The organism is Desnuesiella massiliensis (assembly GCF_001403615.1).
Classification (GTDB): Bacteria; Bacillota; Clostridia; order Clostridiales; family Clostridiaceae; genus Desnuesiella; species Desnuesiella massiliensis.
In genome coordinates this window covers 534,980-558,495 of sequence record NZ_LN879455.1, presented here as the reverse complement: position 1 = coordinate 558,495, position 23,516 = coordinate 534,980, and the positions used below count along the sequence as shown (strand labels likewise).

General features: G+C 30.3%; 23 protein-coding genes and 1 other annotated feature. Of the genes, 8 read left to right on the top strand and 15 right to left on the bottom strand.

Translation table 11 applies throughout. The features are described from left to right. Window positions 1–26: 26 nt before the first annotated feature. The 6 genes from BN2665_RS09285 to tyrS form a co-directional block, all read right to left on the bottom strand. Complete coding sequence (locus BN2665_RS09285) at window positions 27–2,495, bottom strand: CoA-disulfide reductase (RefSeq protein WP_055666828.1); 2,469 nt, start codon at window positions 2,493–2,495, stop codon at window positions 27–29. A gap of 48 nt (window positions 2,496–2,543) precedes the next feature. Then, the gene (locus BN2665_RS09280; RefSeq protein ID WP_055666827.1) at window positions 2,544–2,819 is read right to left on the bottom strand and encodes an ArsR/SmtB family transcription factor; all 276 of its coding nucleotides are present in this window, start codon (window positions 2,817–2,819) and stop codon (window positions 2,544–2,546) included. A gap of 247 nt (window positions 2,820–3,066) precedes the next feature. Beyond that, a complete protein-coding gene (locus BN2665_RS09275) occupies window positions 3,067–3,753 on the bottom strand; it encodes a metallophosphoesterase (protein ID WP_055666826.1) in 687 nt (228 codons plus the stop codon). A gap of 7 nt (window positions 3,754–3,760) precedes the next feature. After that, the gene (locus tag BN2665_RS09270; protein WP_055666825.1) at window positions 3,761–4,027 is read right to left on the bottom strand and encodes an EscU/YscU/HrcU family type III secretion system export apparatus switch protein; all 267 of its coding nucleotides are present in this window, start codon (window positions 4,025–4,027) and stop codon (window positions 3,761–3,763) included. Window positions 4,028–4,049: 22 nt separating this feature from the next. Next, a complete protein-coding gene (locus tag BN2665_RS09265; RefSeq protein ID WP_055666824.1) occupies window positions 4,050–6,362 on the bottom strand; it encodes a hypothetical protein in 2,313 nt (770 codons plus the stop codon). A gap of 339 nt (window positions 6,363–6,701) precedes the next feature. Then, complete coding sequence (gene tyrS, locus BN2665_RS09260) at window positions 6,702–7,922, bottom strand: tyrosine--tRNA ligase (RefSeq protein WP_055666823.1); 1,221 nt, start codon at window positions 7,920–7,922, stop codon at window positions 6,702–6,704. A gap of 155 nt (window positions 7,923–8,077) precedes the next feature. On the opposite strand from tyrS, the gene BN2665_RS09255 reads away from it, so the two are divergent. Continuing rightward, window positions 8,078–8,914 carry an RMD1 family protein gene (locus BN2665_RS09255; protein ID WP_055666822.1) on the top strand — a complete coding sequence of 279 codons (837 nt, stop codon included), beginning with the start codon at window positions 8,078–8,080 and terminating at the stop codon, window positions 8,912–8,914. Between the two features lie 40 nt (window positions 8,915–8,954). Here BN2665_RS09255 and BN2665_RS09250 read toward each other — a convergent pair whose 3' ends face one another. The 6 genes from BN2665_RS09250 to BN2665_RS09225 all read right to left on the bottom strand — a co-directional run bounded on the left by BN2665_RS09250 (window position 8,955) and on the right by BN2665_RS09225 (window position 15,197). Next, window positions 8,955–9,368, bottom strand: coding sequence for a hypothetical protein (locus tag BN2665_RS09250; RefSeq protein ID WP_055666821.1), 414 nt, complete (start codon window positions 9,366–9,368; stop codon window positions 8,955–8,957). Window positions 9,369–9,490: 122 nt separating this feature from the next. After that, complete coding sequence (locus BN2665_RS09245) at window positions 9,491–10,651, bottom strand: AlbA family DNA-binding domain-containing protein (RefSeq protein ID WP_055666820.1); 1,161 nt, start codon at window positions 10,649–10,651, stop codon at window positions 9,491–9,493. Window positions 10,652–10,695: 44 nt separating this feature from the next. After that, window positions 10,696–11,766 carry a sensor domain-containing diguanylate cyclase gene (locus BN2665_RS09240; RefSeq protein WP_055666819.1) on the bottom strand — a complete coding sequence of 357 codons (1,071 nt, stop codon included), beginning with the start codon at window positions 11,764–11,766 and terminating at the stop codon, window positions 10,696–10,698. A gap of 283 nt (window positions 11,767–12,049) precedes the next feature. Beyond that, window positions 12,050–12,541, bottom strand: a complete 492-nt coding sequence (locus BN2665_RS09235) for a YajQ family cyclic di-GMP-binding protein (protein WP_055666818.1) — start codon at window positions 12,539–12,541, stop codon at window positions 12,050–12,052. Window positions 12,542–12,662: 121 nt separating this feature from the next. Continuing rightward, window positions 12,663–13,784, bottom strand: coding sequence for a Ger(x)C family spore germination protein (locus BN2665_RS09230; protein WP_055666817.1), 1,122 nt, complete (start codon window positions 13,782–13,784; stop codon window positions 12,663–12,665). A gap of 6 nt (window positions 13,785–13,790) precedes the next feature. After that, window positions 13,791–15,197 (bottom strand): spore germination protein, encoded by a 1,407-nt coding sequence (locus tag BN2665_RS09225; protein ID WP_055666816.1) that lies wholly within the window; start codon window positions 15,195–15,197, stop codon window positions 13,791–13,793. Window positions 15,198–15,295: 98 nt separating this feature from the next. On the opposite strand from BN2665_RS09225, the gene BN2665_RS09220 reads away from it, so the two are divergent. Next, entirely contained in the window at window positions 15,296–16,378 is a 1,083-nt protein-coding gene (locus tag BN2665_RS09220) for a GerAB/ArcD/ProY family transporter (RefSeq protein ID WP_055666815.1), read from the top strand. A gap of 160 nt (window positions 16,379–16,538) precedes the next feature. Beyond that, window positions 16,539–16,703 carry a zinc-ribbon domain-containing protein gene (locus tag BN2665_RS09215; protein WP_055666814.1) on the top strand — a complete coding sequence of 55 codons (165 nt, stop codon included), beginning with the start codon at window positions 16,539–16,541 and terminating at the stop codon, window positions 16,701–16,703. A 72-nt stretch (window positions 16,704–16,775) separates the two neighbouring features. Here the strand turns inward: BN2665_RS09215 and BN2665_RS09210 are convergent, their stop codons facing one another. Next, complete coding sequence (locus BN2665_RS09210; protein WP_055666813.1) at window positions 16,776–17,327, bottom strand: ECF transporter S component; 552 nt, start codon at window positions 17,325–17,327, stop codon at window positions 16,776–16,778. Between the two features lie 158 nt (window positions 17,328–17,485). Here BN2665_RS09210 and BN2665_RS26970 point away from each other — a divergent pair, with 158 nt between their 5' ends. Beyond that, the gene (locus BN2665_RS26970) at window positions 17,486–17,641 is read left to right on the top strand and encodes a lmo0937 family membrane protein (protein WP_154674909.1); all 156 of its coding nucleotides are present in this window, start codon (window positions 17,486–17,488) and stop codon (window positions 17,639–17,641) included. Between the two features lie 61 nt (window positions 17,642–17,702). Continuing rightward, window positions 17,703–17,938: a binding site (T-box leader), on the top strand. 77 nt (window positions 17,939–18,015) lie between these two features. Beyond that, window positions 18,016–19,020, top strand: coding sequence for a tryptophan--tRNA ligase (gene trpS / locus BN2665_RS09205; RefSeq protein WP_055666812.1), 1,005 nt, complete (start codon window positions 18,016–18,018; stop codon window positions 19,018–19,020). A gap of 128 nt (window positions 19,021–19,148) precedes the next feature. On the opposite strand, the gene yidA is transcribed toward trpS, so the two are convergent. Further along, window positions 19,149–19,958, bottom strand: coding sequence for a sugar-phosphatase (gene yidA, locus BN2665_RS09200; protein ID WP_055666811.1), 810 nt, complete (start codon window positions 19,956–19,958; stop codon window positions 19,149–19,151). A gap of 322 nt (window positions 19,959–20,280) precedes the next feature. Here yidA and BN2665_RS09195 point away from each other — a divergent pair, with 322 nt between their 5' ends. Beyond that, the gene (locus tag BN2665_RS09195; RefSeq protein WP_055666810.1) at window positions 20,281–20,856 is read left to right on the top strand and encodes an AAA family ATPase; all 576 of its coding nucleotides are present in this window, start codon (window positions 20,281–20,283) and stop codon (window positions 20,854–20,856) included. 66 nt (window positions 20,857–20,922) lie between these two features. Next, window positions 20,923–22,518 carry a peptide chain release factor 3 gene (locus BN2665_RS09190; protein ID WP_055666809.1) on the top strand — a complete coding sequence of 532 codons (1,596 nt, stop codon included), beginning with the start codon at window positions 20,923–20,925 and terminating at the stop codon, window positions 22,516–22,518. A gap of 291 nt (window positions 22,519–22,809) precedes the next feature. Here BN2665_RS09190 and BN2665_RS09185 read toward each other — a convergent pair whose 3' ends face one another. After that, the gene (locus BN2665_RS09185) at window positions 22,810–23,184 is read right to left on the bottom strand and encodes a desulfoferrodoxin (RefSeq protein ID WP_055666808.1); all 375 of its coding nucleotides are present in this window, start codon (window positions 23,182–23,184) and stop codon (window positions 22,810–22,812) included. A gap of 135 nt (window positions 23,185–23,319) precedes the next feature. Between BN2665_RS09185 and BN2665_RS09180 the strand changes: the two genes are divergently transcribed. Further along, window positions 23,320–23,511, top strand: a complete 192-nt coding sequence (locus BN2665_RS09180) for a hypothetical protein (protein WP_055666807.1) — start codon at window positions 23,320–23,322, stop codon at window positions 23,509–23,511. Window positions 23,512–23,516 lie beyond the last annotated feature (5 nt).

Sequence of the window (23,516 nt, the reverse complement as noted above, 5' to 3'; positions counted from 1 at the left end):
GCCTTGAGGCAGCTTATTTTATTATATTATATGAATAAATTTACATTAGAGTCTTCTGCTTCTCCCATATAATAACCAACTCCACCAATTTTAACTCCATGGATTAATTCCTCTTGCTTTAAGCCTAAAAGATCCATAGACATTTGGCAAGCAACAATTTCTACTCCACTATCTATAGCTGATTTTATTAATTCTTCAAGGGAAGATACGTTTTTATCCTTCATTATTTTTCTTATCATCTTTGGCCCCATGCCCATCATATTCATATTGGATAATTTAAGCTTCTTAGTTCCTCTCGGCATCATAGCTCCAAACATTCTTTCAATGAAGTTCTTTTGTACAGGTAACTTTTCACCTTTTCTTAATATATTTATACCCCAGAAGGTAAAGAACATGGTAACCTTCTTCCCCATAGCCATAGCACCATTAGCTATTATAAAAGAAGCTATTGCTTTATCTAAATCTCCGCTAAAAACTACCATGGTCTGGCCATTCTTGTCTTGATTATTTTGCTTAGTCTCTGAAGGGCAACATTTTTCTTCTACATTCTTATCTAAAGAATTTTTTTTTAAGTAGGCTGTAATTATACCATTAGTCTTTTCTAAATTAACCAATTCATTGCCTGTTTTACTACTCCATGCCTTAATATCTTCATAAAATCCAGGATCTGATGCTTTTATCTTCAATATTTGTCCTGGCTCTAAATTATCCATACTATTCTTTACTGTCATAAGTGGTCCAGGGCAGCATAATCCGCAAGCATCACATTCTACATCATAACCCTTTCCCTGATCTTTAGGCTCATCCTTTTTATCATTAGAATCCTTATTATCCTCTTTACTCTCAGAAGGCTTAAAATCTGCTAAAGATTTTGATTTATATCCTCCAGTGACATTTTTAACTTTAAATCCATTTTGAGATAATATTCTAGAGGCTATATATCCTCTTAATCCTACTTGACAATATATCCATATATTTTTATTCTTATCTAACTCATTCATTCTGCTTCTTAAGGAGTTTACAGATATATTTAATGCTCCTTCAATATGACCGTTATCTACTTCTACTGCCTCTCTAACATCAAGTAAAACATCATTTTCGCTGTCAAATTCTGATAGCTCTGAAGGTGTTATGGTTTCCACTTTCCCCGTTAATATATTTTGGGCTACAAAGCCTGCCATATTTACTGGTGACTTCGCGGAATTATATGGTGGTGCGTAGGCTAGTTCTAACTCTGTTAAATCTTCTATGGTTCCTTTCAATTTAATAACCGTAGCTATAACATCTACAAATTTATCTACTCCATCATACCCTAAGGCCTGTGCTCCTAATATTACGCCTTCCTCATTAAAAATTAATTTTATTGATAATTGAGTAGCTCCTGGATAATATGACGCATGAGAATTTGGGTGAATATATATTACCTTATAAGGTATATTCAATTTTTTTAACGTTCTTTCATTATTTCCAGTGCTAGCTGCTGTTAGCTCAAACACTTTAATTATAGCTGTTCCTAACGTTCCTTTATATACAGACTTAATTCCACAAATATTATCTGCAGCAATTCTTCCCTGTCTATTGGCTGGGCCAGCCAAAGGTATAGCTGCATCTGTACCATTTACAAAGTCTTTAATTTGTACTGCATCTCCTACAGCATAGATGCCATCTATATTGGTTTGCATATGCTCATTTACTATTATATGGCCTCTTTCTGTAGTATTAATTCCACTGTTTTTTATAAATGCTACATCTGGCATTACTCCAATGGCCAGAATAACCATATCAGCTTTTATATTTTTCCCACTATTTAATGATACTTCCACAGTATTATCTATATCCTTAAAGCCTTTAACTCCATTGTTTAAAATCAAAGATACTCCATTATCTTGAAGTTCCTTTTCAGCTATAGTAACCATATCAGAGTCAAAGGGTGCTAATATATGTGGTGCAGCTTCAACCAAGGTTACCTCAATGTTTCTCTCTTTTAAACTCTCTGCCATCTCAATGCCAATGTATCCTCCACCTATTACTACAGCATGAGATACCTGTTTTGAATCCACATAAGCTTTTATTCTATCTGTATCTGGTATATTTCTTAAGGTAAATATCTTTGAACTATTTATACCTTCTATATTAGGTCTTATGGGCTTTGCTCCTGGTGATAATATTAAATAGTCATAACTCTCTTCATATAGCCCTTTTTCTTTACTACTAACCTTTACTGTCTTATTCTCAGGATTTACCTCTATGACTTCACTATTAATTCTTACATCTATATTAAACCTAGCCTTCATAGCTTCTGGAGTTTGAACTAATAGTTTCTCCCTATCTTTAATAGTTTCTCCAATATAGTAAGGTAGCCCACAGTTTGCAAAGGATATATACTGATCTCTTTCAAACATTACTATTTCTAAAGATTCGTCTAATCTTCTGAGTCTTGCTGCAGCTGATGCTCCACCAGCTACCCCGCCTACAATTAAAACTTTTTTACTCATGATATTTCCTCCTATATAATTAATGCCTATAAATTATTAATTCAAAATTTAAATTAAACAGTTTATTAGCTCTTTAACTTTTTCATCTTTTACTTTATAAGTTATTTCTAACCCATTTCTCTCTCCCTCTATAATACCCGCAGCTTTTAGCTTCTGTAGATGTTGGGAAATAGTAGACTGAGGTATGCCTAAACAGCTCTGCATATGAGTAACATTACACCCTCCGTTCTCTAATAATCCATTTATTATACAAAGTCTAACTGGATGAGCTATAACCTTTAAAACCTCTGCAATTTCTTCGTACTTCTTATAATCTTTATCCATCTTTAATCACCTTCTGCAATAAATCGTTATATTTATATATTACGATATACAAATATAGTTTGTCAATATATAACATTTGAAATTAAATATATTTTATAGATAAGATAAATCCATATTATATGTTTAGCATTAAATTAAAATTTAAACCTATAGTATAAATTTATAAATTTCTTTAAAGATTATGATAAAAAAATCCTATTACTCAGCACAGCAAATTGCCAGCTAAATAATAGGATTATCTTTATTTCTATAATATTTTTACAGGATCAAAGTTAATATAATCGCAAGAAGTCATAATATATTCAACACCATCTTTTTCGCCCTTCATCACTCTAGAAAGAGAAGGTCCGTGTAAATGGCCATAAATGACTTTTGCTACTCCAAATTCTTCAAAAATATCCGTAAAACCCGAACTCTCATATTTATCATTAGTAGGTGGATAATGTATCATACAAATAATTTTTCTATGACCTTGCTTAACAGCTCCCTCTAAAGAAAGCCTTAATCTTATAAGCTCTCTCGTATATATCTTTTCATCCTTTGAAGAGAAGCTTTCAGAACCTGGACATATCCAACCTCTGGTTCCGCAGATAGCCCAATCCTCATAGGTAAAAAAATTATTTTGTATAAAGCTCATATTATCAAAAAGACTATTTAGTTTTGATATGCTTCCCCACCAATAATCATGGTTACCCTTAATAATTATTTTGTTACCGGGCAATTTATGGATCCATTCCAATTCCTTCATACCTTGCTCCATTTTCATAGACCAAGATATATCTCCTCCAATGAGCACAGTATCCTTTTCTGTTATTTTGTCATACCAATTTTCTTGTATCTTTTCATCATGCTTATACCAGTGTTCACCAAAAACATCCATTGGCTTATCACCACTTAGAGCTAGATGAAGGTCAGAAATAGCGTAAAGAGCCATAACATCTTCACCTTCCCTTCATTAGTTTATCCATATCCGTAACATAAGCTATAATATGAGCTACCGCCTCATAAAGTTCACTAGGTATGTATTCTCCTACATCCACATTAGTTAATAAATTTGCTAATTCTTTATTATAAACTACAGGCACATCATTTTCTTCGGCATTTTCTATTATCTTGTCAGCAATATGTCCTAATCCTGCAGCAGTGACTATAGGTGCATCATAACTTGTTTCATATTTTAGAGCCGCAGCCTTTTTCCTTTCTTTCATAATCCATCATCACCTTAAATCTCTATACTTTTATATCTACAGTAGAAATATCATTATCATTAAAAAACTCTCTGCAATTTGTAATATCTACTTCTACTTTTCTCTCTTTTACTGCCACAGAAATATCATAACCTAAAGTATATAAAGCTTCCATAAGCTTTGATTTTCCTGCTTCAAGAGCCTTCATCCATTTTTCTTCACAATTCATCTCTATGTCCATTTGCCTGTTTTTCACCTTAATATAGGCATCTACCATACCTAAGTTAATGGTATTTACATTTACTACTAACTTTACATTCTGACTATCTATCTTTTTCCCCTTATTTCTTTCATCCTTTATAATCAATTTACATGGATATTCATTATTATTCATATTTAAAGGTAAATCTAAATAATAGTACTGATTAGATACAGTATTAAAAACCTTCATATCATTAATATTATTTTTAATAAAGGCTAAAGCCTTTTCATATATTTCTGGCTTGCTTTCTAGATTATCACCTAATATGTCGCTAAGTAGATCTTTTAATAGATTTACTTTTGCATGAAGTTGCTCTTTTACTAGCTCTTGAGAGGTCTTATTTAAAATACCCTGCTCATTTACTTTAGGCTCTAACTTAGAACTACTCTGCTTTATTTGATTATTTAATTGTTCTATATTGGAATTTATAGATTCTTGTTTTACAAAAGCCTTGATAGAGCTAATTATTCTTTCAGCCTCCTTGGAGGTTATATCTAAATTCTTGCCCAATAAGCTTTTAAAAGCTTTATTTATATCCTCTTTAGTTATGTTATTTATTATGTCCGAATTTCCTGTTCTATTAAATACTTCTGTTTTAATCTCTTTTAATATGTCTTCATCTGAAATAGTATTTAACTTTCTCATTATACCATTAAACTCTTCCATATTAAAATTAAATTTTTTATCGCTAATTATATCATCTGCTATATATTTTATTACATCCGCATCCTTAGCTAAGGTTTTTAAAAGCTCCACAACACTTCCAGCCTTTTTATTACTGATCATATTATCATAACTCTTATACTTTTCAACTTCACTATTAAAATTAGTAACTGAATCTATTCTATTTGATAATAGGTTTATATTTTCTTTTAAGGTTTTAATACCTTCACTCTCTGTGGCTATTTCTATAGATTTTGCTATTTCACTTATTTCATTGTCTGTAAGTATAAGATCCTGTAGCAAACTCCTTACAGAATCTTTAATCTTATCCTTTGTATCTAAGAACACATCCTGGGAAACTCTTACTATATCTTTTAATATATCTGACTTTTCATTGGTTAAATTTCCCTGAAGCAAATCTTTTAGTATATCATCTATTTCTGTACCCTTCTCAAGCTGAGCTTTTATTAAATTAAGCAAGGTCTTTTCATCTGTCTTATTTAAAATATCCTTTAAATTATTTAATAATTTTTCCTGTAAGGATACATCCATTTTTAAATTTTGCTTTACTATATCCTTAAATAATTTTTCAATATCTTCTAATTCTATTTCTCCTCTGTTAATAACTTTTTCAATTTTATCTTTATTAGCTTCATTCTCAATGTCTTTTGGAATTACTTCTAATTCTACTTTTTCTTTTTCTGTTTTACTTTCATAGACAGCGGTATCTATTAATTCTTTAACTTTTTTCAACTTATTATATAAGCCTAAAGAGTCCTTAAATACCTTATTAAAGCTTTCAATGTTTTCTTTATTAACCTCTATATTATTCTCTACTAAAGTAAAAATGTCATCCTCATTAGTATTTTTTAAGGTAGAAAAAAACTTTTTTAGTTCACTTCTAATGTTTTTTGCTTCTTCACTATTTTTATCTATATTCTTACTTTGTAAATATATATCTATAAATTGATCTTCTTCCTCAGGGTTAGATAATATCTTTTCTTTAAAGTCTAATATGGTCTTCATCTTAGAGATATTTTCCTTTGTTAGGGGCATACCATGCTTAACCATTTTCTCTAAGATATTTATATCTTTTTTATCCATTCCTGTTTCTTCTAGTATGCTCTCTAAAGAACTTTCTTTCGAATCTGTTTCCTTTTCGTTTGACTTTATAAGTTTAATTTTCAACTTCCCATTTTCATAACCTTCGATTTGGAATCTTAAAATGCCATCTATGGGAACCTCTAGAGGTTCTTCTAGGGTTGCGGGAAATTGCCATCCATCTAATAGTTTTAACGATATTTCTTTTTTTGATTCATCCCTATTTACAACTCTTGCTGAAAATCTTTCTCCCACCTCAAAAGTCAATTTGCTAGACACCTTTTTAATATTATTATTGTATAGGCTATTTATACTCCATATCCCCGGCATTTTATTCCCTCCATACTCTATATAATTATATATATTATCGTTTAAAAACCTTAGTACTATAGGAAAAAAGCTACGGTGATCGCTTTTTTTGAATTCACAATGCACAATTAGGGAGGATTTTTTGACCTTGCTCTACGAAAAATCTTTAATTATATTTTTAGTGGCTTTGCCACTAAAAAAGCCGTGGCTAAGCATTAGCCACGCTTCTATAAATTTTCAATTTTTTCGTAGCCATAGTGAAGAAAAAATTACCTTCATTGTGAATTATGCACTATGAATTGTGCATTAAAAAAAGGCTAAAGAATAGCCTTTTAATAAAAGTTGCGTCGCAACTTTTATTTATTGTAACTCAATTTTATGATAGCTCTTTTTCCCTCTTTTAATTAAAGCTATACCATCCTTAAAATCTTCTTCCTTTAATGATCTTGATAGTTCTGTGACTTTTACATCGTTAAGAGCCAACCCATTTTGTTGAATTAATCTCTTTCCTTCACCCTTCGATGGTATTATTTTTGTCTCTACTAAAATATCAAGTAATGTTTTATTTAAATCCTCTTTAGTAATAACTACAGTAGGAACATTACTCATATCATTACCTGCACCAAATAATGCCTCAGCCGCTTCTTTAGCCCTTAGAGCTTCTGCTTCGCCATGAACAAGTTTAGTTACTTCGAAGGCTAGAACTTTTTTGGCTTCATTTATCTCTGCTCCTTCTAAAGCACTCAATCTTTTTACTTCTTCCATAGGAACAAAAGTTATCAGTGAAAGACATTTTTCAACATCCGCATCATTTACATTTCTCCAATATTGATAAAACTCATAAGGAGTAGTTCTTTCTGGATCTAGCCAAAGAGCTCCCTTTTCTGTTTTACCCATTTTTTTACCTTCACTGTTTGTAAGTAAAGTACAAGTCATAGCATAGGCTGGTTTTTGTTCTTTTCTTCTTATTAGGTCAACACCAGCAAGCATATTAGACCATTGATCGTCTCCTCCAAGCTGCGCTATACAACCATATCTTCTATTTAATTCAAGAAAGTCATAGCCTTGCATAAGCATATAGTTAAATTCTAAAAAGGATAATCCCTTTTCTAGTCTTTGCTTAAAGCATTCTGCTGTGAGCATCCTATTCACAGAAAAATGTACTCCAACTTCTCTTAAAAATTCCACATAATTTAAGTTTAAAAGCCAATCTGCATTATTAACCAATATAGCTTTATCTTCACTAAAATCTATAAATTTAGCCATCTGTTTTTTTATACTACTAACATTATGTTCAATGTCTTCTTTTGTAAGCATTTTTCTCATATCAGTTTTTCCTGATGGATCCCCAATCATAGCAGTACCACCCCCTATTAAGGCAATAGGTCTGTGTCCTGCTTTTTGCATATGAGACATAAACATTAAGGCAATAAAATGTCCTACATGTAGACTATCTGCTGTAGGATCAAAACCTATATAAAATGTAATTTTTTCTTTTTCAAGCGCTTCCTTAATCTCTGTTTCATGTGTAAGCTGCTTTATGTAACCTCTTTCTAATAGTGTATTATAAACGCTAGTCATGATATCCCTCCTAGTAATTACAATTAAACATATTATATAGTATATAAATAAATATGAAATTTATCAACATTTAACTGTATAGTTAAGTAAATTTATGATAAAATTTATGGTATTATAATTATTATGAGACCTATATTAGAAGGGAGGTATGTCTAATGAAAGGCCTTCATTTTAAGTCTATAGTACTTTGTAATGAGATCAATCTTAATACTATAGCATCACATTTTGGAATTAACAAAAAATTTAGATGGGAAGATCCATTAGTACTTAGTGATAATGCTTTAAAAGGTATTATACGTGAAATAGATGATAAAAGTATATATATTTATCATTTCGGTACCATTGTATTTATAAATATGGAACACCATGAGATACAAGACTTTGTTAATTATATTAAAAATATAGACCCTAATCTTAAAAATAATAATCCTGATCCTCAATTTAAAGATGAATATAAAATTGAAATAGATACCGAATATGAGTTTGAACTATTCAATGATCTAATGACTGCAAATGAATTAAGACCTTACTACCAAGATATAGTGAGTCTAATTCTTGCTAAGTCCACATCCTTAAGTAAAATAGAAAACAATATTGATACTTTGTTAGATAGCATTGAAGATATAATAAATTATCTACACAGTGGTAAATTTAATATGTCTGATAAGGATATTGCTAAGACCTCGGCTAAAGTGCTAAGATTCAAATATAACACCATATCCTATTTAATGCTTTTAGATAAACCGAGATCTGCTTGGAATGATGAGAATATAGAAGAGTTCTATTTACAAATGGCTACACTTTTCGATTTAGAGGATAGATATCAAAAATTAAAAAATAAAACTGAGGTACTTCAAGATATAACAGATGTGTTCTCCTCTCTTACCCATGAAAAAAGAGGAACAAAACTGGAAATAATGGTAATAGTACTGATTCTATTTGAGCTCATAATCTCTTTAATAGAATTTTTCATAAAAATGGGATATAAATAAAAGAAAAAAGCCCTCTAAATAAGGGCTTTTTTATGATGTCTTAAGCTACATATTTCTTTAAATAATCGGGTATTTCTTCCGTACAATCATGATTTATATTTATATAAAACTCTACATTATGTTTGCGAGCCAAATTTTCTATCTTTAAAAAGAAATGTGCCGCATCACTAATGTTTCCAGAGACAATGTTAAATAACCCATCTACAAAGATGTTTTCCACATCATAATCCTCTGAAAGTATGCCGCACAAAAAACCATAAAAACTCTCGTAATCTTTTAAGCTAAAATCATTTGTTGTTATAAATCTTATTCTTCTATCAAGCTCATGCATTGGTCTGCTGTCATCGTCGATGTACACAGCATTTCCCTTAATATTATTAGCCCTTTCATTTGCTAAGTGTATTAATGCTTTAGTCTTTCCTGAACCTCTCTTGTTACAAAATACATGTATCATTTTTACCACCCCTTGATTATTTTTTAGGTGAAATTTATTGCTTAGTTAAATTATACAATATTCTGAATATTTTTTCAATATCTCAATAATACTTAATAAATTTTTCATATATTATTTAAAATTTATTGTTTGTTTTTTAATACATTTATACCTGGAAATATAACTTTAAAACAATTTTCATTTCTTGAATTTATAAATGTAACCTTCCCATAGTTTTTGAAAGCCTTTTTCATTTTATTAAAACCTCTGCCACTTTGAATAAATCTTTTTTTATGGTCTAGAGTTATCAATTTCTCATATATCCACATATTTCGCTTAGAATATGACCTATTTTCACTCCATGCCTTATCTTCTATTAAGCTTCCTGGACTGACAACCACAGTGCTATTATGGCTTATTATTACTTCTATTTCCTTATAGGCATCACTATAATCTCTATATAATATTGCATTTTTTACGCTTTCAAATATAGCGTCAATAGGATAGCTTTTAGGTAAAATTCTATTTAAAATATCCATACTTTTATCCAACATTGATAAAAGATTTCCTTCTACTATAATAACCTCATCCTCATTTTTATTAATTCTATTAACTATTTTTATCATATTATGAGGCACATATAAGCTATTAATATCCGAGAATACTAGAAGTCCTCCTAGAGTTATCTTGTAATCTCCTGATTCCTTATCTTTATACAATATTGAAGCACTTTCCATTATCAAGTTTTTATTCTCTTCTGTAAAACCTATACCCTTAGAATTAAAATATTCTTCTACTAAACTCATATTCAGCATATATGGACTACTTCTTATAACAGGACATGCTTCTAAATTGAAGTTAAGATTTTCTTCAAAAGCTGCCATTAGCTCTTGCTTCCTCATAGTATCTGTGGTGGAACCCCTCCTTATATAAAAGGCTCCATTTTCTCTTAACTGATAAGGCTTTTGATTTCCATCATATATAGTTATAATAGCAATGTCCTTACCTTCTAATATAAAATTTTCTAAAGAAATAGGTATGGGAGGCTCACATCTTGAGCTTATTATTTGCTGTATTTGCTCTTCAGTAAATTTATCCTCCTCCTTTATTCCTATTATTTTTTTAGTTTTGTCTTCAATTCCTATTATGATATAGCCCCTCCCCCCTTTTGCATTGGCAAGAGCGCATATATCTTTAGCTAATTCTTTTCTTCCACTCTCAATATACAAATCTAGTTTCTGCTTAAAGTCTAATTTTATTCCTTCCTGCCTATTTATTAAATTTAAAAGTTTTTTCTTATCCATAGTCTAACCTCTAAATTATTATTAATATATATTATGCTATAATTTTATCTGCTTAAAACTCTATTTTTTCCTGAATTTTTAGCTTTATATAATAAATTATCAGCTACATTTAAAATATCTTCAAAATTATTCCCATCACAGGGGTAATAGCTTATACCAAAGCTAGCGGTAACCTTAGTCTTTGTCCCATTAAAATCTATACTATGGTTTTCTATAGACTTTCTTATATTATCTACAAATTCAGTAATCTTTTCTTTACTGATAACTGGATCTAGGTATATGACTAGTTCTTCGCCTCCATATCTTGCTAGAATATCATGCTCCCTTATGGATTGTTTTATAAGGCTGGAAGTTTGCACTAGGGCTTCATCTCCAAATTGATGTCCATACCTATCATTTACGTTTTTAAAATCATCTATATCCATCATAACTATAGCAAAGTCTTCAGAAGATTTATTACTAATTTTTTTACTTACGAAGTCAAAGAAAAACTTTCTATTATATATATCCAAAAGTGGATCTCTTTTTGCGCTTTCCTGAATTCTCTTATAAAGTATACTGTTCTCTATAGCAATACCAATTTGATTAGCTATGGAGGATATAAATTTTATGTGATCATAATTGAAAAAATTCCAGAGAGTTTGCTCTACTATTATATAACCAATGAATTTATCTCTTAAGTGTATGGGAACTCCTATGACAGAATGTATATCTTTTTTATGAGCACTATGCTTAAATAAAGGAGACTTACAATTAAGTACAAAAGGCTTCTCGTTTTGAATTTCTTTTAAATACTGAAATTCTTCTTCAATTACTTTAATATCCTCTATATTAGTAGCCTTTATGAATAACTCATCCTTTTCCTTTAAATATATAGATGAATAGGTAACTCCTAATATTCCTATTATCATATCATTAATCATAGAAACCAAATTTTCATCACTCAAGTAGGAATTTATGTACTTACTTATTTCAACAATATTAACTAGTGCATCAAGATTTTTTTCAAGTTTAATATTTTTTTCACTTAGAGTTTGAATTTGAATCTCAGCAAAATTTTGATAAGTTTCAAATTCATTTTTTAATTTTAAATACATCTGTCCATATTCGTCCATAATTCTCTCTCCTGATTATTTGGAATTAAAGATACGCTAAGTATGGGAAAGCAAAATAAGATAACGAGCTTTAACATAAGGCATATAATAAAAATAACCAATCAAACAACAAATACATTGACTAATTATTCTTTTAAAGATGTTTAAAATTAGATAATATTTATAGGGATGATATTATAGTATAATAAATATATTTCTAATTCAAGGCAATTATGGTTAAAGTTCATTATCTTACGGTGAAGTGTTTAATTTTATATTTAAATTACTAAAATGCTAAATTGAATTATCTATAGTTAGTAAATTGCAATTCTATTCCAAAATCCTTGCCTTTTAGAAGAGCAATAGCTGCTTGCAAATCGTCTTTATCTTTTCCAGAAATTCTTAGTTGATTCTCCATTATCTGAGCCTGAACTTTTATCTTGCTACTTTTTATCTCTTGTACTATTTCTTTTGCTTTCTCTTTGGATATTCCTTTTACTATTTTTGCTATCTGTCTAACACTACCCATGCTAGCTTTCTCAATTTTTCCTAGATCTAGAGCCTTTGGAGAAACACCTCTTTTTATTAATTTAGCTTTTAGAATGTCAATAACTGCATCCATTTTAAATTCATCATCTGCCAATAATTTTATCTCTTCTTCTCCTAGTTCTATTTCTACTTTACTGTTTTTAAAATCGTACCTTTGATTAATTTCCTTTAATGCTTGATTAATAGCATTATCTACTTCTTGCATATCCACTTGGGATACCACGTCGAAAGAATATGAACTTGCCATATGTAGCTTCTCCTCCTATAATTAATTGTAACAAATATACAAATATAGTTTAATTTATTTTCACAATCATATCAACTATTTAATAAAATTTATATATATATTGCAAGAGTTCTAATATATTTTATGTAGCATTGTTTATATTACTTGACCCTTCTATATATACCTGAGGTTCTATTTTTAAGTTTGTTATGTCTATAGGATTATTAATTTTAACTTTAGGATATTTTCTATAAAAATCTTCTTTTATTTCAAATATATCTAATTCTTTTTTCTTAAATTCATCAAAGATAATCTCCGTATATTTTTTTATATTAGCCTCAGCACTTTTTTGCAGCTTTTGAAAATTAGTACTATTAAAAGATAAATCACCTTGTGCCTCTGCTATGCTGGTTTTAACATATATCTTTTTGACTAAATTTATATTTTTACCATCATAATGGATTTCAGTCTTAGTAATATTTTTTAATATCTCTAAAGTCACAAACTTTTCTGGATTATCTGGATTTGTAATCTCCAAGGTTCCTTTCCTCACCTTATTTGTTAAGAAATTATAAGCCTGACCCTGAGCTACATTTATTCTCTCTACCATTTTATCATTTTGTAATATAGCTCCTCCAGATATAGTAAGTCTTTCTTCCACATCTTGCTTTTTTATTTCAATTGCAGTCAACACAGCAATCTTGCTTCCTGATTTTCTTTTTACTAAATAATCATTTAGTGTGGATTTTAGTGCTCTAGAGGAAACCCCTATGTTCTCAATTAAAAAGTTTAAATTTAAGCCTATATACTCCTCATCTTTAATTTTCAGCTTCATTAATTTTTCTGGATCACCAAAAAATACATAAACATTTGGGCGTACTATCAATTCTTGATCTCTGTTTATAAAATCTACATAATTGGTTAATCCGTATTCTGCAACCTTGCTCGTAAAAATTATGGCCTTATTTTGAGTGTAATTAATGATATAACTAGAGGATAAATTTATATCTCTACTTGCTTCTAAAGCTGTCTTTCCTATGCCTCTAAAAATCAGTCTTTGACCTTTTTCTGAAGCAGAAGAGCTACTTCGGTAAGGTTTAAAACATTCCAAATATGTTACGACTTTCCCATCGTTATCTACATCATAAAGCACGGAGGTGACAAAAACTATTTTATTTATATCTCTGTAACTAAAACATCCATAAAAGCTTAAGGAGAATATTACTATAATAAAAAAGCTAAATACTTTCTTAAATTTACTCATAGGTCATCACCTTTTTCTTTTATCTTGTGTCTTAAATAGATTCTTGGAAATACTATTTAGAGAAAATCTTATGACTACATCTTTATACTTTAATGTTCGTAACGAGCCTAGAGGGTACAAATAAGCATAACCAGAGCTTTCTAAGCTAGATAAATGAGAAATCAGCATAAAAAAGCCTATATAAAAACCTGGTAACCCTAGCAATGCCCCGAAAATTACTAGTGCCACTGCCCATAGAGAAACTGCTCCATAAATTTTGGGTATTAAAAAATAAGATATGGTGCTCAATGCTACTATCAATATGGTTATTTGTGACGCTAATCCTGCACCCACTGCAGCATCTCCTAATATAAGGGCTCCTACTATGCTCATAGCCTGACCAATAGGCTGCGGCAATCTTACTCCTGCTTCTTTAATCAGTTGGAAAAATACCATCATCATTATTACTTCAATTACTGTAGGAAAAGGTACTCCTGCTCTTGAAACAGCTAATCTGAATACAAAAACAGAGGGTATCAGTGAAAAATGATGGGTTACAATAGCTACATAAAGACCTGGCAAAAATGTAGCTATGAAGAAAGCCACCCACCTTAATATTCTTGTGATATTGCTAAAATATCCATTAATATAATAATCATCAAGCATATGGAAATTTTCTATGAAGAAAAATGGTACAGTGAGTACAAAAGGTGTTCCATCTACTATAACAGCAATTCTTCCTTCCATTAATTTCGAGGCAACTTCATCAGGCTTCTCACTATAACCTATGGTATCAAAAAGAGTTTTTTTATGTCTTAATTTTTCTTCTATATAATTAGTATCTAAAATAAACTCTTCTTCCATGCTCGAAAGCTTCTCTCTTGTATCGCTAATTAATTTTCCGGGTGCCACATCTTTTATATACCCAAGTACCACAGTAGTATTAGATTTTTTTCCTATAACCATACTTTCAAACTTTAAATCAGGATTTTTAATTTTTCTACGCAGTAAGGATATATTATCAACAAAGGATTCTGTAAAGCCTTCTCTAGGTCCTTTTATAACAGATTGAGTTATGGGAATAGTCACACTTCTTTTAACAAAACCCTTAGCCTCGCAATACAATATCTCACTATACTTATTGGATAAAATCACTACATCTCCAGACAATATATGCATTATAGCATCTTGATTATCCTTAACATACTCTACAATATTAGCTTTTAGTATTTTACTTCTAATACCTTCCATACTGCAGTTATCATTTTCAATCTTTTCTAATGGTTCTACTATATATTCGCTTATAAATTTAGAATCGCATAAATTATCAATAAAAATTAAGGTTAATATTAAATGCATATTTTTTATTTCTCTATACTTAACATCTACATTATCCTTAAATACTTCTCTTATATAATTCAAAGCTTCTTCCATAAATAATCACCTAAGATTATTATTTTCAGCACATAAGTTTAATATTCATATTTTTAGTCAATAATCTAAATTGATATATATTAAAAGGAGATCTCAATATGGATAAATTATCTACAAAACATTTTATGTTTTTTATATTTGGAACATCCATAGTAACTCTAAAGACTTACCCCTCCTTATTAATCCAAAGTGGTGGTAGAGAGACTTGGGTCATATTTATTTTAGCTTCAATATTATTATTTTTTTATTATATAAGCATTATAAATACTTGTAAAAGACTAAACATATACGATATAACAGAAATTTATCGTAAAGCTCTTGGAAAATATTTGGGTGTTTTTTTTATTTCGTTTTTTTATTTTAATATATTTTTAAGTGTTGTAGAATCTTCAGCCTTGGAAGCTAATAGTATGCATACAAATATGTTCATAGAAACTCCTATATGGTATTTACAATTGTTATTCATTGTACCTGCTATCTATACCTTAACAAAAAATCTAAATGCAATAAAAATCTGTAGCCTAATAGGACTAATCTTTATTTTTCTAGCTGGAATTAATCTATCTATACTTTCAGCAAAATATAAACAGTACAAACTCCTATTTCCGATATTTCCAGAGGGCATTAATATATCTCATATTACAACTTTAATAAAAGTTTTAGGTGGTTACGGAAGTATAGCTATAAGCTTACCTTATTTAAAATTTATTAATGATAAAACTCATTTGAAAAAACATTCAATAATTGCAGTTATAATAGTAATACAAATGGAGATAGTTTCTATAATGGGTGTCATAAGCAGTTTTGGAGATGCAAGAGCCTCTACTATTTTCTACCCTAAACTAATTCAAACTCAACTCATAAATTACTTTGGATTTTTGGAAAGCGGAGAATTTTTTGTAATGCTCCAAATGGTAGGAGGATGGTTTGTTAAATATATAATGAGTTTTTATATCTTACTTTTATTTCTAAGAGAGATTTTTATAGACTACAAGAACTCCATAGTTTATATAGTATCAACCATAGTTTTTGCCCTATCTTTTCTAGTAGCAAAAAACAATTTAGTTTTGTTTAAAAACTTAAACTATTACCTATATATAAGCTTCTTTAACTATATACTTATACCCTTGATAATCGTTGCTATCGTTAGGCTAAGAGCACTTAATCAACCTAACAAATAGATGTTGAAATAATGCAAAATTATGTTATAATAATTTTAGAGCTAAGCTCAAAATTTTAGTAGATGGGTAATAATTTTTCTGTGGTACTGGTCCTTCCTTCTTAATCATAGGAAGAAGTAAACCAAGAGAATTATCCCTATGATTTTAAGGAGGTTCAATTATGCAAGACAGAAACATTGTATGTAAAGACTGTGGAAAGGAATTCGTTTTCACTGTTGGTGAGCAAGAATTCTTTAAAGAAAAAGGATTTGAAAACGATCCAGTAAGATGCCCAGAGTGCAGAAAAGCTAGAAAAGCTGAAAAGAACAACAGAGAAAGAAGATAATTTTTCTCTTAAAAAATCCCTTAGGACTACTTCCTAAGGGATTTAATTTTATTATTTAAAATTTGATATGTGTTACTTTTTTATAACATTTTTTAAAGCATGTATTAAAGGTATTGCTATAGCTATCCCTGCTACTACCTGTAGTATATTACTAGGTATATCATAGGAAGAAATTATCAACGCTTGTTTAAAACTAAGTGCTTTGTTACTAAATACTAGCTTTATAAAAGCTCCTGATATAAAGTATGCAGCTATCATAAAAATCCCTGAAATCACAAAGGATATTCCATTTCTTATTATGCTATATTTATTTCCTTTATAAATTATATAGGCTGCTATAAAGGCCATAACTCCTTTTATTATTAAAGTAAATGGTGCCCATAACAAGTATCCATGTACTATATCAAATAAACACATACCTAAAGCTGAAGCTACCATACCTTTCTTCCTTCCTAAAAAATAGGCTGCCACAAATACCATACTATCGCCAGCATGTATTACCCCATTATAAGAGGGTATATGAATTACAGATGTAGCCACAAATACCATGGCTGCCATTACTGCTACTTGAATAATACTCACTAATCTTATAGACCTAGAAACTAGTACTTTTTTTTCTTCCATTTTTTAAGTCCCCCTAATCCAAAATAAATCTATACCTTATAATTTTATTATATTAAGCAAAAATTATAATGTAAAATGTATCGATACGCTTCTCGAATTATCTAATACATTAATAATTATAATTTTGCAAATAATATAATCAGAGGAGGTGATTTTATATGACATTTTTGAGATGGTTAGGTGGCATAGTAGTTCTATTTTGGCTAATAGGTTTAATATTTAGAATTGGAGGGGGCCTTATAAATCTACTTTTAGTGGCCGCAGCAATTATATTTGTCATTGATGCTATCTTTGGCAGAAGAAAAACCATGTAGAATTTTTTAAATATTATTGACATATATCTCCTTAAGTAATATTATATAAGTAACATAAATGTTAAAATCTTTGATGAGAAGTAAGTAAGTTTATTCCCAGATTTAAAGAGAGCTGTAGGTGGTGGAATTACAGTAATCATGGATAAGCCGAATGGGTCTCTGAGATGCAGGATGAATGAATTAGTAGTCTTTGCCGTAAACCTTACGTTACAAAGGTAGGATATGTTAGTATCTTAATGAGGAGATTTGTTTTTATATCTCGAAATAGGTGGTACCGCGTAATATCACGCCCTATGTTTATTCATAGGGCGTTTTTTATTTTAAAATATACAATGTATTTTTAAATGTAATTATAAAATAAAGGAGTGAATTTTATGGAAGAAAAAAGAAAGGTAATTTTTAGTGGAATCAAGCCTTCTGGTGACTTAACCTTAGGTAATTATATAGGTGCCATAAAGAACTGGGTTAAGCTACAGGATGAGTATGATTGTTATTTTTGCGTTGTGGATCTTCATGCTATAACCGTTAGACAAGAGCCAAAGGATTTAAGACAAAGGACTCTAGAGATATTATCAATCTACATTGCTTCAGGCATAGATCCTGATAAAAATACCCTTTTCATACAATCTCATGTGCCAGTCCATTCTGAAGCTGCTTGGTTGTTAAATTGCTATACCTATATGGGTGAATTAAGCAGAATGACTCAATATAAGGATAAATCTCAAAAGCTAGGAGACTCCATAAGTGCTGGATTATTTAATTATCCTGTACTCATGGCAGCGGATATACTAATATACAATGCGGATCTAGTGCCCGTAGGTAAAGATCAAAAACAACATCTAGAAATAGCAAGAGATATAGCAGAAAGATTTAATAATATTTACAGCCCAACCTTTGTGATTCCTGATGCTTATATACCTACTGAAGGTGCAAAAATAATGGATTTACAGGATGCTTCGAAGAAAATGTCTAAGTCCGAAGAAAACCCTAATGGCTATATTTTAATAATGGATCCACCAGAGGTTATAAGAAAAAAAGTTAGTAGAGCAGTTACAGATAGCTTAGGTATCGTAAAATACTCCGATGAACAACCTGGAGTTAAAAACTTAATAAATATATTAAGTGTTCTTACTAAGGCTTCCCCAGAAGAAATTGAAAAAAATTATGAAGGTAAGGGCTATGCTCAATTTAAATCTGATGTAGCTGAGGCCATAATAAAAGAGCTTGAACCTATTCAAACAAAGGTGAAAGAACTCATGGCAAATAAATCTTATTTAGAAGAAATCTATAAAAAAGGCGCTGAAAAAGCAAATTATGTTTCTATGAAAACTTTAAGAAAGATGCAAAAGAAAATAGGTCTTATACCTATATCTAAATAATAAAATATCTTTCCTCTGAAAATAGAGTCTTAAAAAACTGTAGACTGTAATGGAGTAATTTCTCCACTACAGTCTACAGTTTTTCGTATTAATATTATCATAGCTTTAAGGGATACATTTATTCTTTTTTAGCTGGCTTTTAATATGAATTTATTTATAACATGGGCTACCCCATCTTCCTCATTAGTTTTAGTTATAAAATCCGCTATTTCTTTTACTTCATCAAAGGCATTTCCCATAGCTACCCCAAGACCAGCGTATTTAATCATATGCACATCATTGCCTGCGTCTCCTACACAGATTACCTCTTCTTGCTTTATACCAAGGTATTGCGCTATCATCCTAACACCTTCGCCTTTGTTACCTTGTTTATTCAAAAATTCTAAAAAATATGGAGCACTTCTTACTATAGTATATTCATCATATAATTCTTTAGGTAATTTAGCTATAGCCTCCTCCAATTTTTCTGGCTCTTCTACCATCATGACTTTAATAATATCTTCTTCTTCTTTTATAGTATTAAAGTCCACTAGATTTACATTTATTTTATTAATGGTACCTTCTAGTTCTGTATACTTGCTCATTACTGGAGTTATACATCCGCTTTTATCAAAGGCATGAATATTAATCTTTAGTTCCTTGCTTAGTTTATAAAGATATTTAAGATCGCTGCCCTTTATTAAATTATTTGAAATTACCTTTTTAGTTAAAGTGTTTTGCACAATAGCTCCATTATAGGTTAAAGCATAGTCTTCCTTGCGTATAAGATTTAGTTCTTCTAAATATTTCTCAATTCCTTCTAAGGGTCTTCCTGTAGCTAACACTACTTTTATACCTTTGGCCTTTGCTCTATTTATAGCTTTTATTGTCTCTTCCGATATAGTCTTATCTTCTCTAAGTAATGTGCCATCCATATCTACAGCAATTAATTTATACATATTAATTCCTCCTGAATTATATTTCTAGAGAAAATCAACAAGCTTTGATTTATCATTGATATTATAGCATTGTTTAATAAATATAAGTATTTTTATAATATTGCATTTATTTTAGATATTATCGTTTTCAGTTAAGGTTTATTAATCATTACTCTTATTCCGCTGTATTTTAAAATTAGCATGAACATATTAATGAAAAAAAACATAAAAATTCGTATTTTTATTGAAAAAAAATACTCAAACTGCTATAATTACTATGCTTTATAAAGATTAATAATAATCATTGTGAATGAGTATAAGATATATTGGAGGTTAAGCAAAAATGCCTATAAGAATAGCTATTTTAGGCGGTCCCAGATGCGGCAAAACAACATTAATTCAACAACTATATGTAGATATGAAGATCAAAGGCTTAAATGTAGGAGTAGCTACAGAATACAGCACTGATTACCTTAGAGATAAGGGTATGATTGAAAATATTGCAGAGCAATATGGTATTTATTTAGGTCAGCTACAGGTGGAAAACGCTTTAGATACCTTTGACTATGCCATAACTGACTATGCAACTTTTGTTCCCTATATTTATGCTAGATTTATGCTTGGTTCAAAAAAGAGAACTATAAAGGAAATTGAAATATTAAAAGATTTATATTGTCTGGCTTTAAAAGATTTGCCTAAATATGATCATATATTCTTTGTACCTAGGGAGTTTGGTTATGAAAAAGACGGTGTAAGATGGCAGGATGAAACCACTGCTGCCCTTATCGATAATGCCATAAGAGCATTTTTAGATGCAGAAAATGTTCCTTATACCATTATTGAAGGAAACACAAAAGAAAGAGCAAAAAAAATACTTAACATAGTAGGAGTTCATAAAGAAGAACCCTTAGAAGCATAAGCTGCTATACCTTGGATAAAATATACCTAGAGTATAAAAGCCTTGTTATTTAATTAGGAGGTTAATATGATTGATTTACAAAAGGAAATTGAAAAAAGACGTACCTTCGCTATAATATCACATCCTGACGCAGGTAAAACTACTTTAACGGAGAAATTATTATTATATGGTGGTGCTATAAGATTAGCAGGTTCAGTAAAAGCTAGAAAGGCTGCTAGACATGCTACTTCAGACTGGATGGAAATTGAAAAACAAAGAGGTATTTCAGTAACATCTTCAGTAATGCAATTTAACTATAGTGGATATTGTATAAATATATTAGACACACCTGGTCACCAAGACTTCAGTGAGGATACTTACAGAACTCTTATGGCCGCTGATAGTGCAGTAATGGTTATAGATGCTGCAAAAGGTGTGGAAGAACAAACTAAAAAGTTATTCCACGTTTGTTCTTTAAGAGGTATTCCTATCTTCACCTTTATCAATAAGCTTGATAGAGAAGCTCAGGATCCTTTCCAACTGCTAGAAGATATTGAGAATGAATTAGGAATAAAATCCTATCCTATTAACTGGCCTATAGGTTCAGGTAAGGATTTCAAAGGAGTCTTTGAAAGAAACAGCAATACTATTCAGGTTTTTAACGGCGGAAACCATGGTCAAACTGCTGTAGAATCCATGGAAGGTAATGTAGATGATCCTGTATTTAAGGATTTATTAGGAGAGTCTTTACATAATAAACTTATAGAAGATATTGAGCTTTTGGATATTGCTGGTGATGAATTTAGTATAGAAAAAGTAAGAAAAGGAGAATTAACCCCTGTATTTTTCGGAAGTGCTCTTACAAATTTCGGTGTAGAACCCTTTCTAAAAGAATTTTTAGGGCTTACTACGTCTCCTCAATCTAGAAATTCTACTGAAGGAGAAATTGATCCCTTTTCAGAGGATTTTTCTGCCTTTGTATTTAAAATACAAGCTAACATGAATCCTGCTCATAGAGATAGAATAGCCTTTATGAGAATCTGCTCTGGAAAATTCGAAAAAGGCATGGAAGTTTTCCATATTCAGGGCAATAACAAGATAAAATTATCTCAACCTCAACAATTCTTAGCTCAAGATAGAGAAATCATTGATGAGGCCTTTGCCGGAGATATAATTGGAGTGTTTGACCCTGGAATCTTCAGCATAGGAGATACTTTATGTAAAAACAATAAAAAATTTAAATTTGAAGGAATTCCAACCTTTGCTCCAGAGTTCTTCGCAAGAGTTAGACCAATGGATACAATGAAAAGAAAGCAATTTGTTAAAGGTATAAGTCAAATATCTCAAGAAGGTGCTATTCAGGTATTTAAAGAGCTTTACATAGGTATGGAAGAACTTATAGTTGGTGTTGTAGGTGTCCTTCAATTTGAAGTTTTAGAATACAGATTAAAAAATGAATATGGTGTAGATATAAAAATTGATAGATTGCCTTATAGATTTGTAAGATGGATTGAAAATAAAGATATGGATATAGAAAAGTTAAGCTTAACCAGTGATACAAAGAGAGTAAGGGATTTAAAGGATAGAAATCTTTTAATATTCCAAAATGACTGGGGAATAAATTGGGCTTTAGATCACAATAAAGGCTTGGTTCTATCAGACATAGGTAAAAATAATGACTAATAAGAAAAAAGCGACATTGGTCGCTTTTTTTAATGCACAATTCACAGTTCACAATGCACAATTATGGAGGATTTTTCTCCGTTACTCTACAAAAAATCTATAATTATAGTTTTAATGGCTTTAGCCATAAAAAAGTCGTGGCTAAGTACTTAGCCACGCTTTATAAATTCTAATTTTTTCGCAGCGTCAGCGGAGAAAAAATTACCTTCATTGTGAATTGTGATCTGTGCATTGTGAATTTAAAAAGGCTACAGAATAGCCTTTTTATAAAAATTACTTTGTAATTTTTATTTAAGCTTTCCAAAGTCCGTGTAAATTGCAATACTCTCTAACTGCTACTATTTCTCCACAGATTTTAAATAGAGCTTCTGGCTTTTCACCTGGTTTTAAGTGTTTTCTATAAACTTTATTATCAGTTATAACTTCAATCCATTCAATATAATGTTCTTCTTGCATTGGGTGCTCTACGGAACCCACTTTTACCAATATACCTTCTTCTGTTTTTTCAACTACAGGTACATGTTTTTCTAAAGCTGCATCTACAGTATTTTCCTTTAATAGCTTCATGGGCTGACCACAGCACACCAAGGTTCCTCCAGCTTTGTGCAATACTTCCACCATATTTCCACATATAGGACATTTATAGACTTCATGTAAATTTGTCATATAAAACCCTCCTTTTAAAATTTTTATTAAGTATGCATATTTTTAATATTCTATATTTTTATCTATTTCCCTCTTAAATCATAAAATTTTTTTATAATCCTATGATAATAATATTATTAAAGGAAGGTGAAGTTTATGCATAAAAAAAGAGAAGTTTATTTGCCCCATGAAAGAGGATACCTTGAGGAAGAAGCAAAAAAGATAAAATCCTACTCGTCCTCTGGCAAAGATTATACAGAACTACCTGACCCTGTTAGAGATCCAATAGTAAGCAATAACATCTCCTATAATGAATTTGATTATACAGCTAGGCACCAACCAAAATAAAAAAT

Coding starts and splice junctions, on each gene's coding strand:
- BN2665_RS09285 (WP_055666828.1), bottom strand. CDS start 2,495: ATGAGTAAAAAAGTTTTAATTGTAGGCGGGGTAGCTGGTGGAGCATCA.
- BN2665_RS09280 (WP_055666827.1), bottom strand. CDS start 2,819: ATGGATAAAGATTATAAGAAGTACGAAGAAATTGCAGAGGTTTTAAAG.
- BN2665_RS09275 (WP_055666826.1), bottom strand. CDS start 3,753: ATGGCTCTTTACGCTATTTCTGACCTTCATCTAGCTCTAAGTGGTGAT.
- BN2665_RS09270 (WP_055666825.1), bottom strand. CDS start 4,027: ATGAAAGAAAGGAAAAAGGCTGCGGCTCTAAAATATGAAACAAGTTAT.
- BN2665_RS09265 (WP_055666824.1), bottom strand. CDS start 6,362: ATGCCGGGGATATGGAGTATAAATAGCCTATACAATAATAATATTAAA.
- tyrS (WP_055666823.1), bottom strand. CDS start 7,922: ATGACTAGCGTTTATAATACACTATTAGAAAGAGGTTACATAAAGCAG.
- BN2665_RS09255 (WP_055666822.1), top strand. CDS start 8,078: ATGAAAGGCCTTCATTTTAAGTCTATAGTACTTTGTAATGAGATCAAT.
- BN2665_RS09250 (WP_055666821.1), bottom strand. CDS start 9,368: ATGATACATGTATTTTGTAACAAGAGAGGTTCAGGAAAGACTAAAGCA.
- BN2665_RS09245 (WP_055666820.1), bottom strand. CDS start 10,651: ATGGATAAGAAAAAACTTTTAAATTTAATAAATAGGCAGGAAGGAATA.
- BN2665_RS09240 (WP_055666819.1), bottom strand. CDS start 11,766: ATGGACGAATATGGACAGATGTATTTAAAATTAAAAAATGAATTTGAA.
- BN2665_RS09235 (WP_055666818.1), bottom strand. CDS start 12,541: ATGGCAAGTTCATATTCTTTCGACGTGGTATCCCAAGTGGATATGCAA.
- BN2665_RS09230 (WP_055666817.1), bottom strand. CDS start 13,784: ATGAGTAAATTTAAGAAAGTATTTAGCTTTTTTATTATAGTAATATTC.
- BN2665_RS09225 (WP_055666816.1), bottom strand. CDS start 15,197: ATGGAAGAAGCTTTGAATTATATAAGAGAAGTATTTAAGGATAATGTA.
- BN2665_RS09220 (WP_055666815.1), top strand. CDS start 15,296: ATGGATAAATTATCTACAAAACATTTTATGTTTTTTATATTTGGAACA.
- BN2665_RS09215 (WP_055666814.1), top strand. CDS start 16,539: ATGCAAGACAGAAACATTGTATGTAAAGACTGTGGAAAGGAATTCGTT.
- BN2665_RS09210 (WP_055666813.1), bottom strand. CDS start 17,327: ATGGAAGAAAAAAAAGTACTAGTTTCTAGGTCTATAAGATTAGTGAGT.
- BN2665_RS26970 (WP_154674909.1), top strand. CDS start 17,486: ATGACATTTTTGAGATGGTTAGGTGGCATAGTAGTTCTATTTTGGCTA.
- trpS (WP_055666812.1), top strand. CDS start 18,016: ATGGAAGAAAAAAGAAAGGTAATTTTTAGTGGAATCAAGCCTTCTGGT.
- yidA (WP_055666811.1), bottom strand. CDS start 19,958: ATGTATAAATTAATTGCTGTAGATATGGATGGCACATTACTTAGAGAA.
- BN2665_RS09195 (WP_055666810.1), top strand. CDS start 20,281: ATGCCTATAAGAATAGCTATTTTAGGCGGTCCCAGATGCGGCAAAACA.
- BN2665_RS09190 (WP_055666809.1), top strand. CDS start 20,923: ATGATTGATTTACAAAAGGAAATTGAAAAAAGACGTACCTTCGCTATA.
- BN2665_RS09185 (WP_055666808.1), bottom strand. CDS start 23,184: ATGACAAATTTACATGAAGTCTATAAATGTCCTATATGTGGAAATATG.
- BN2665_RS09180 (WP_055666807.1), top strand. CDS start 23,320: ATGCATAAAAAAAGAGAAGTTTATTTGCCCCATGAAAGAGGATACCTT.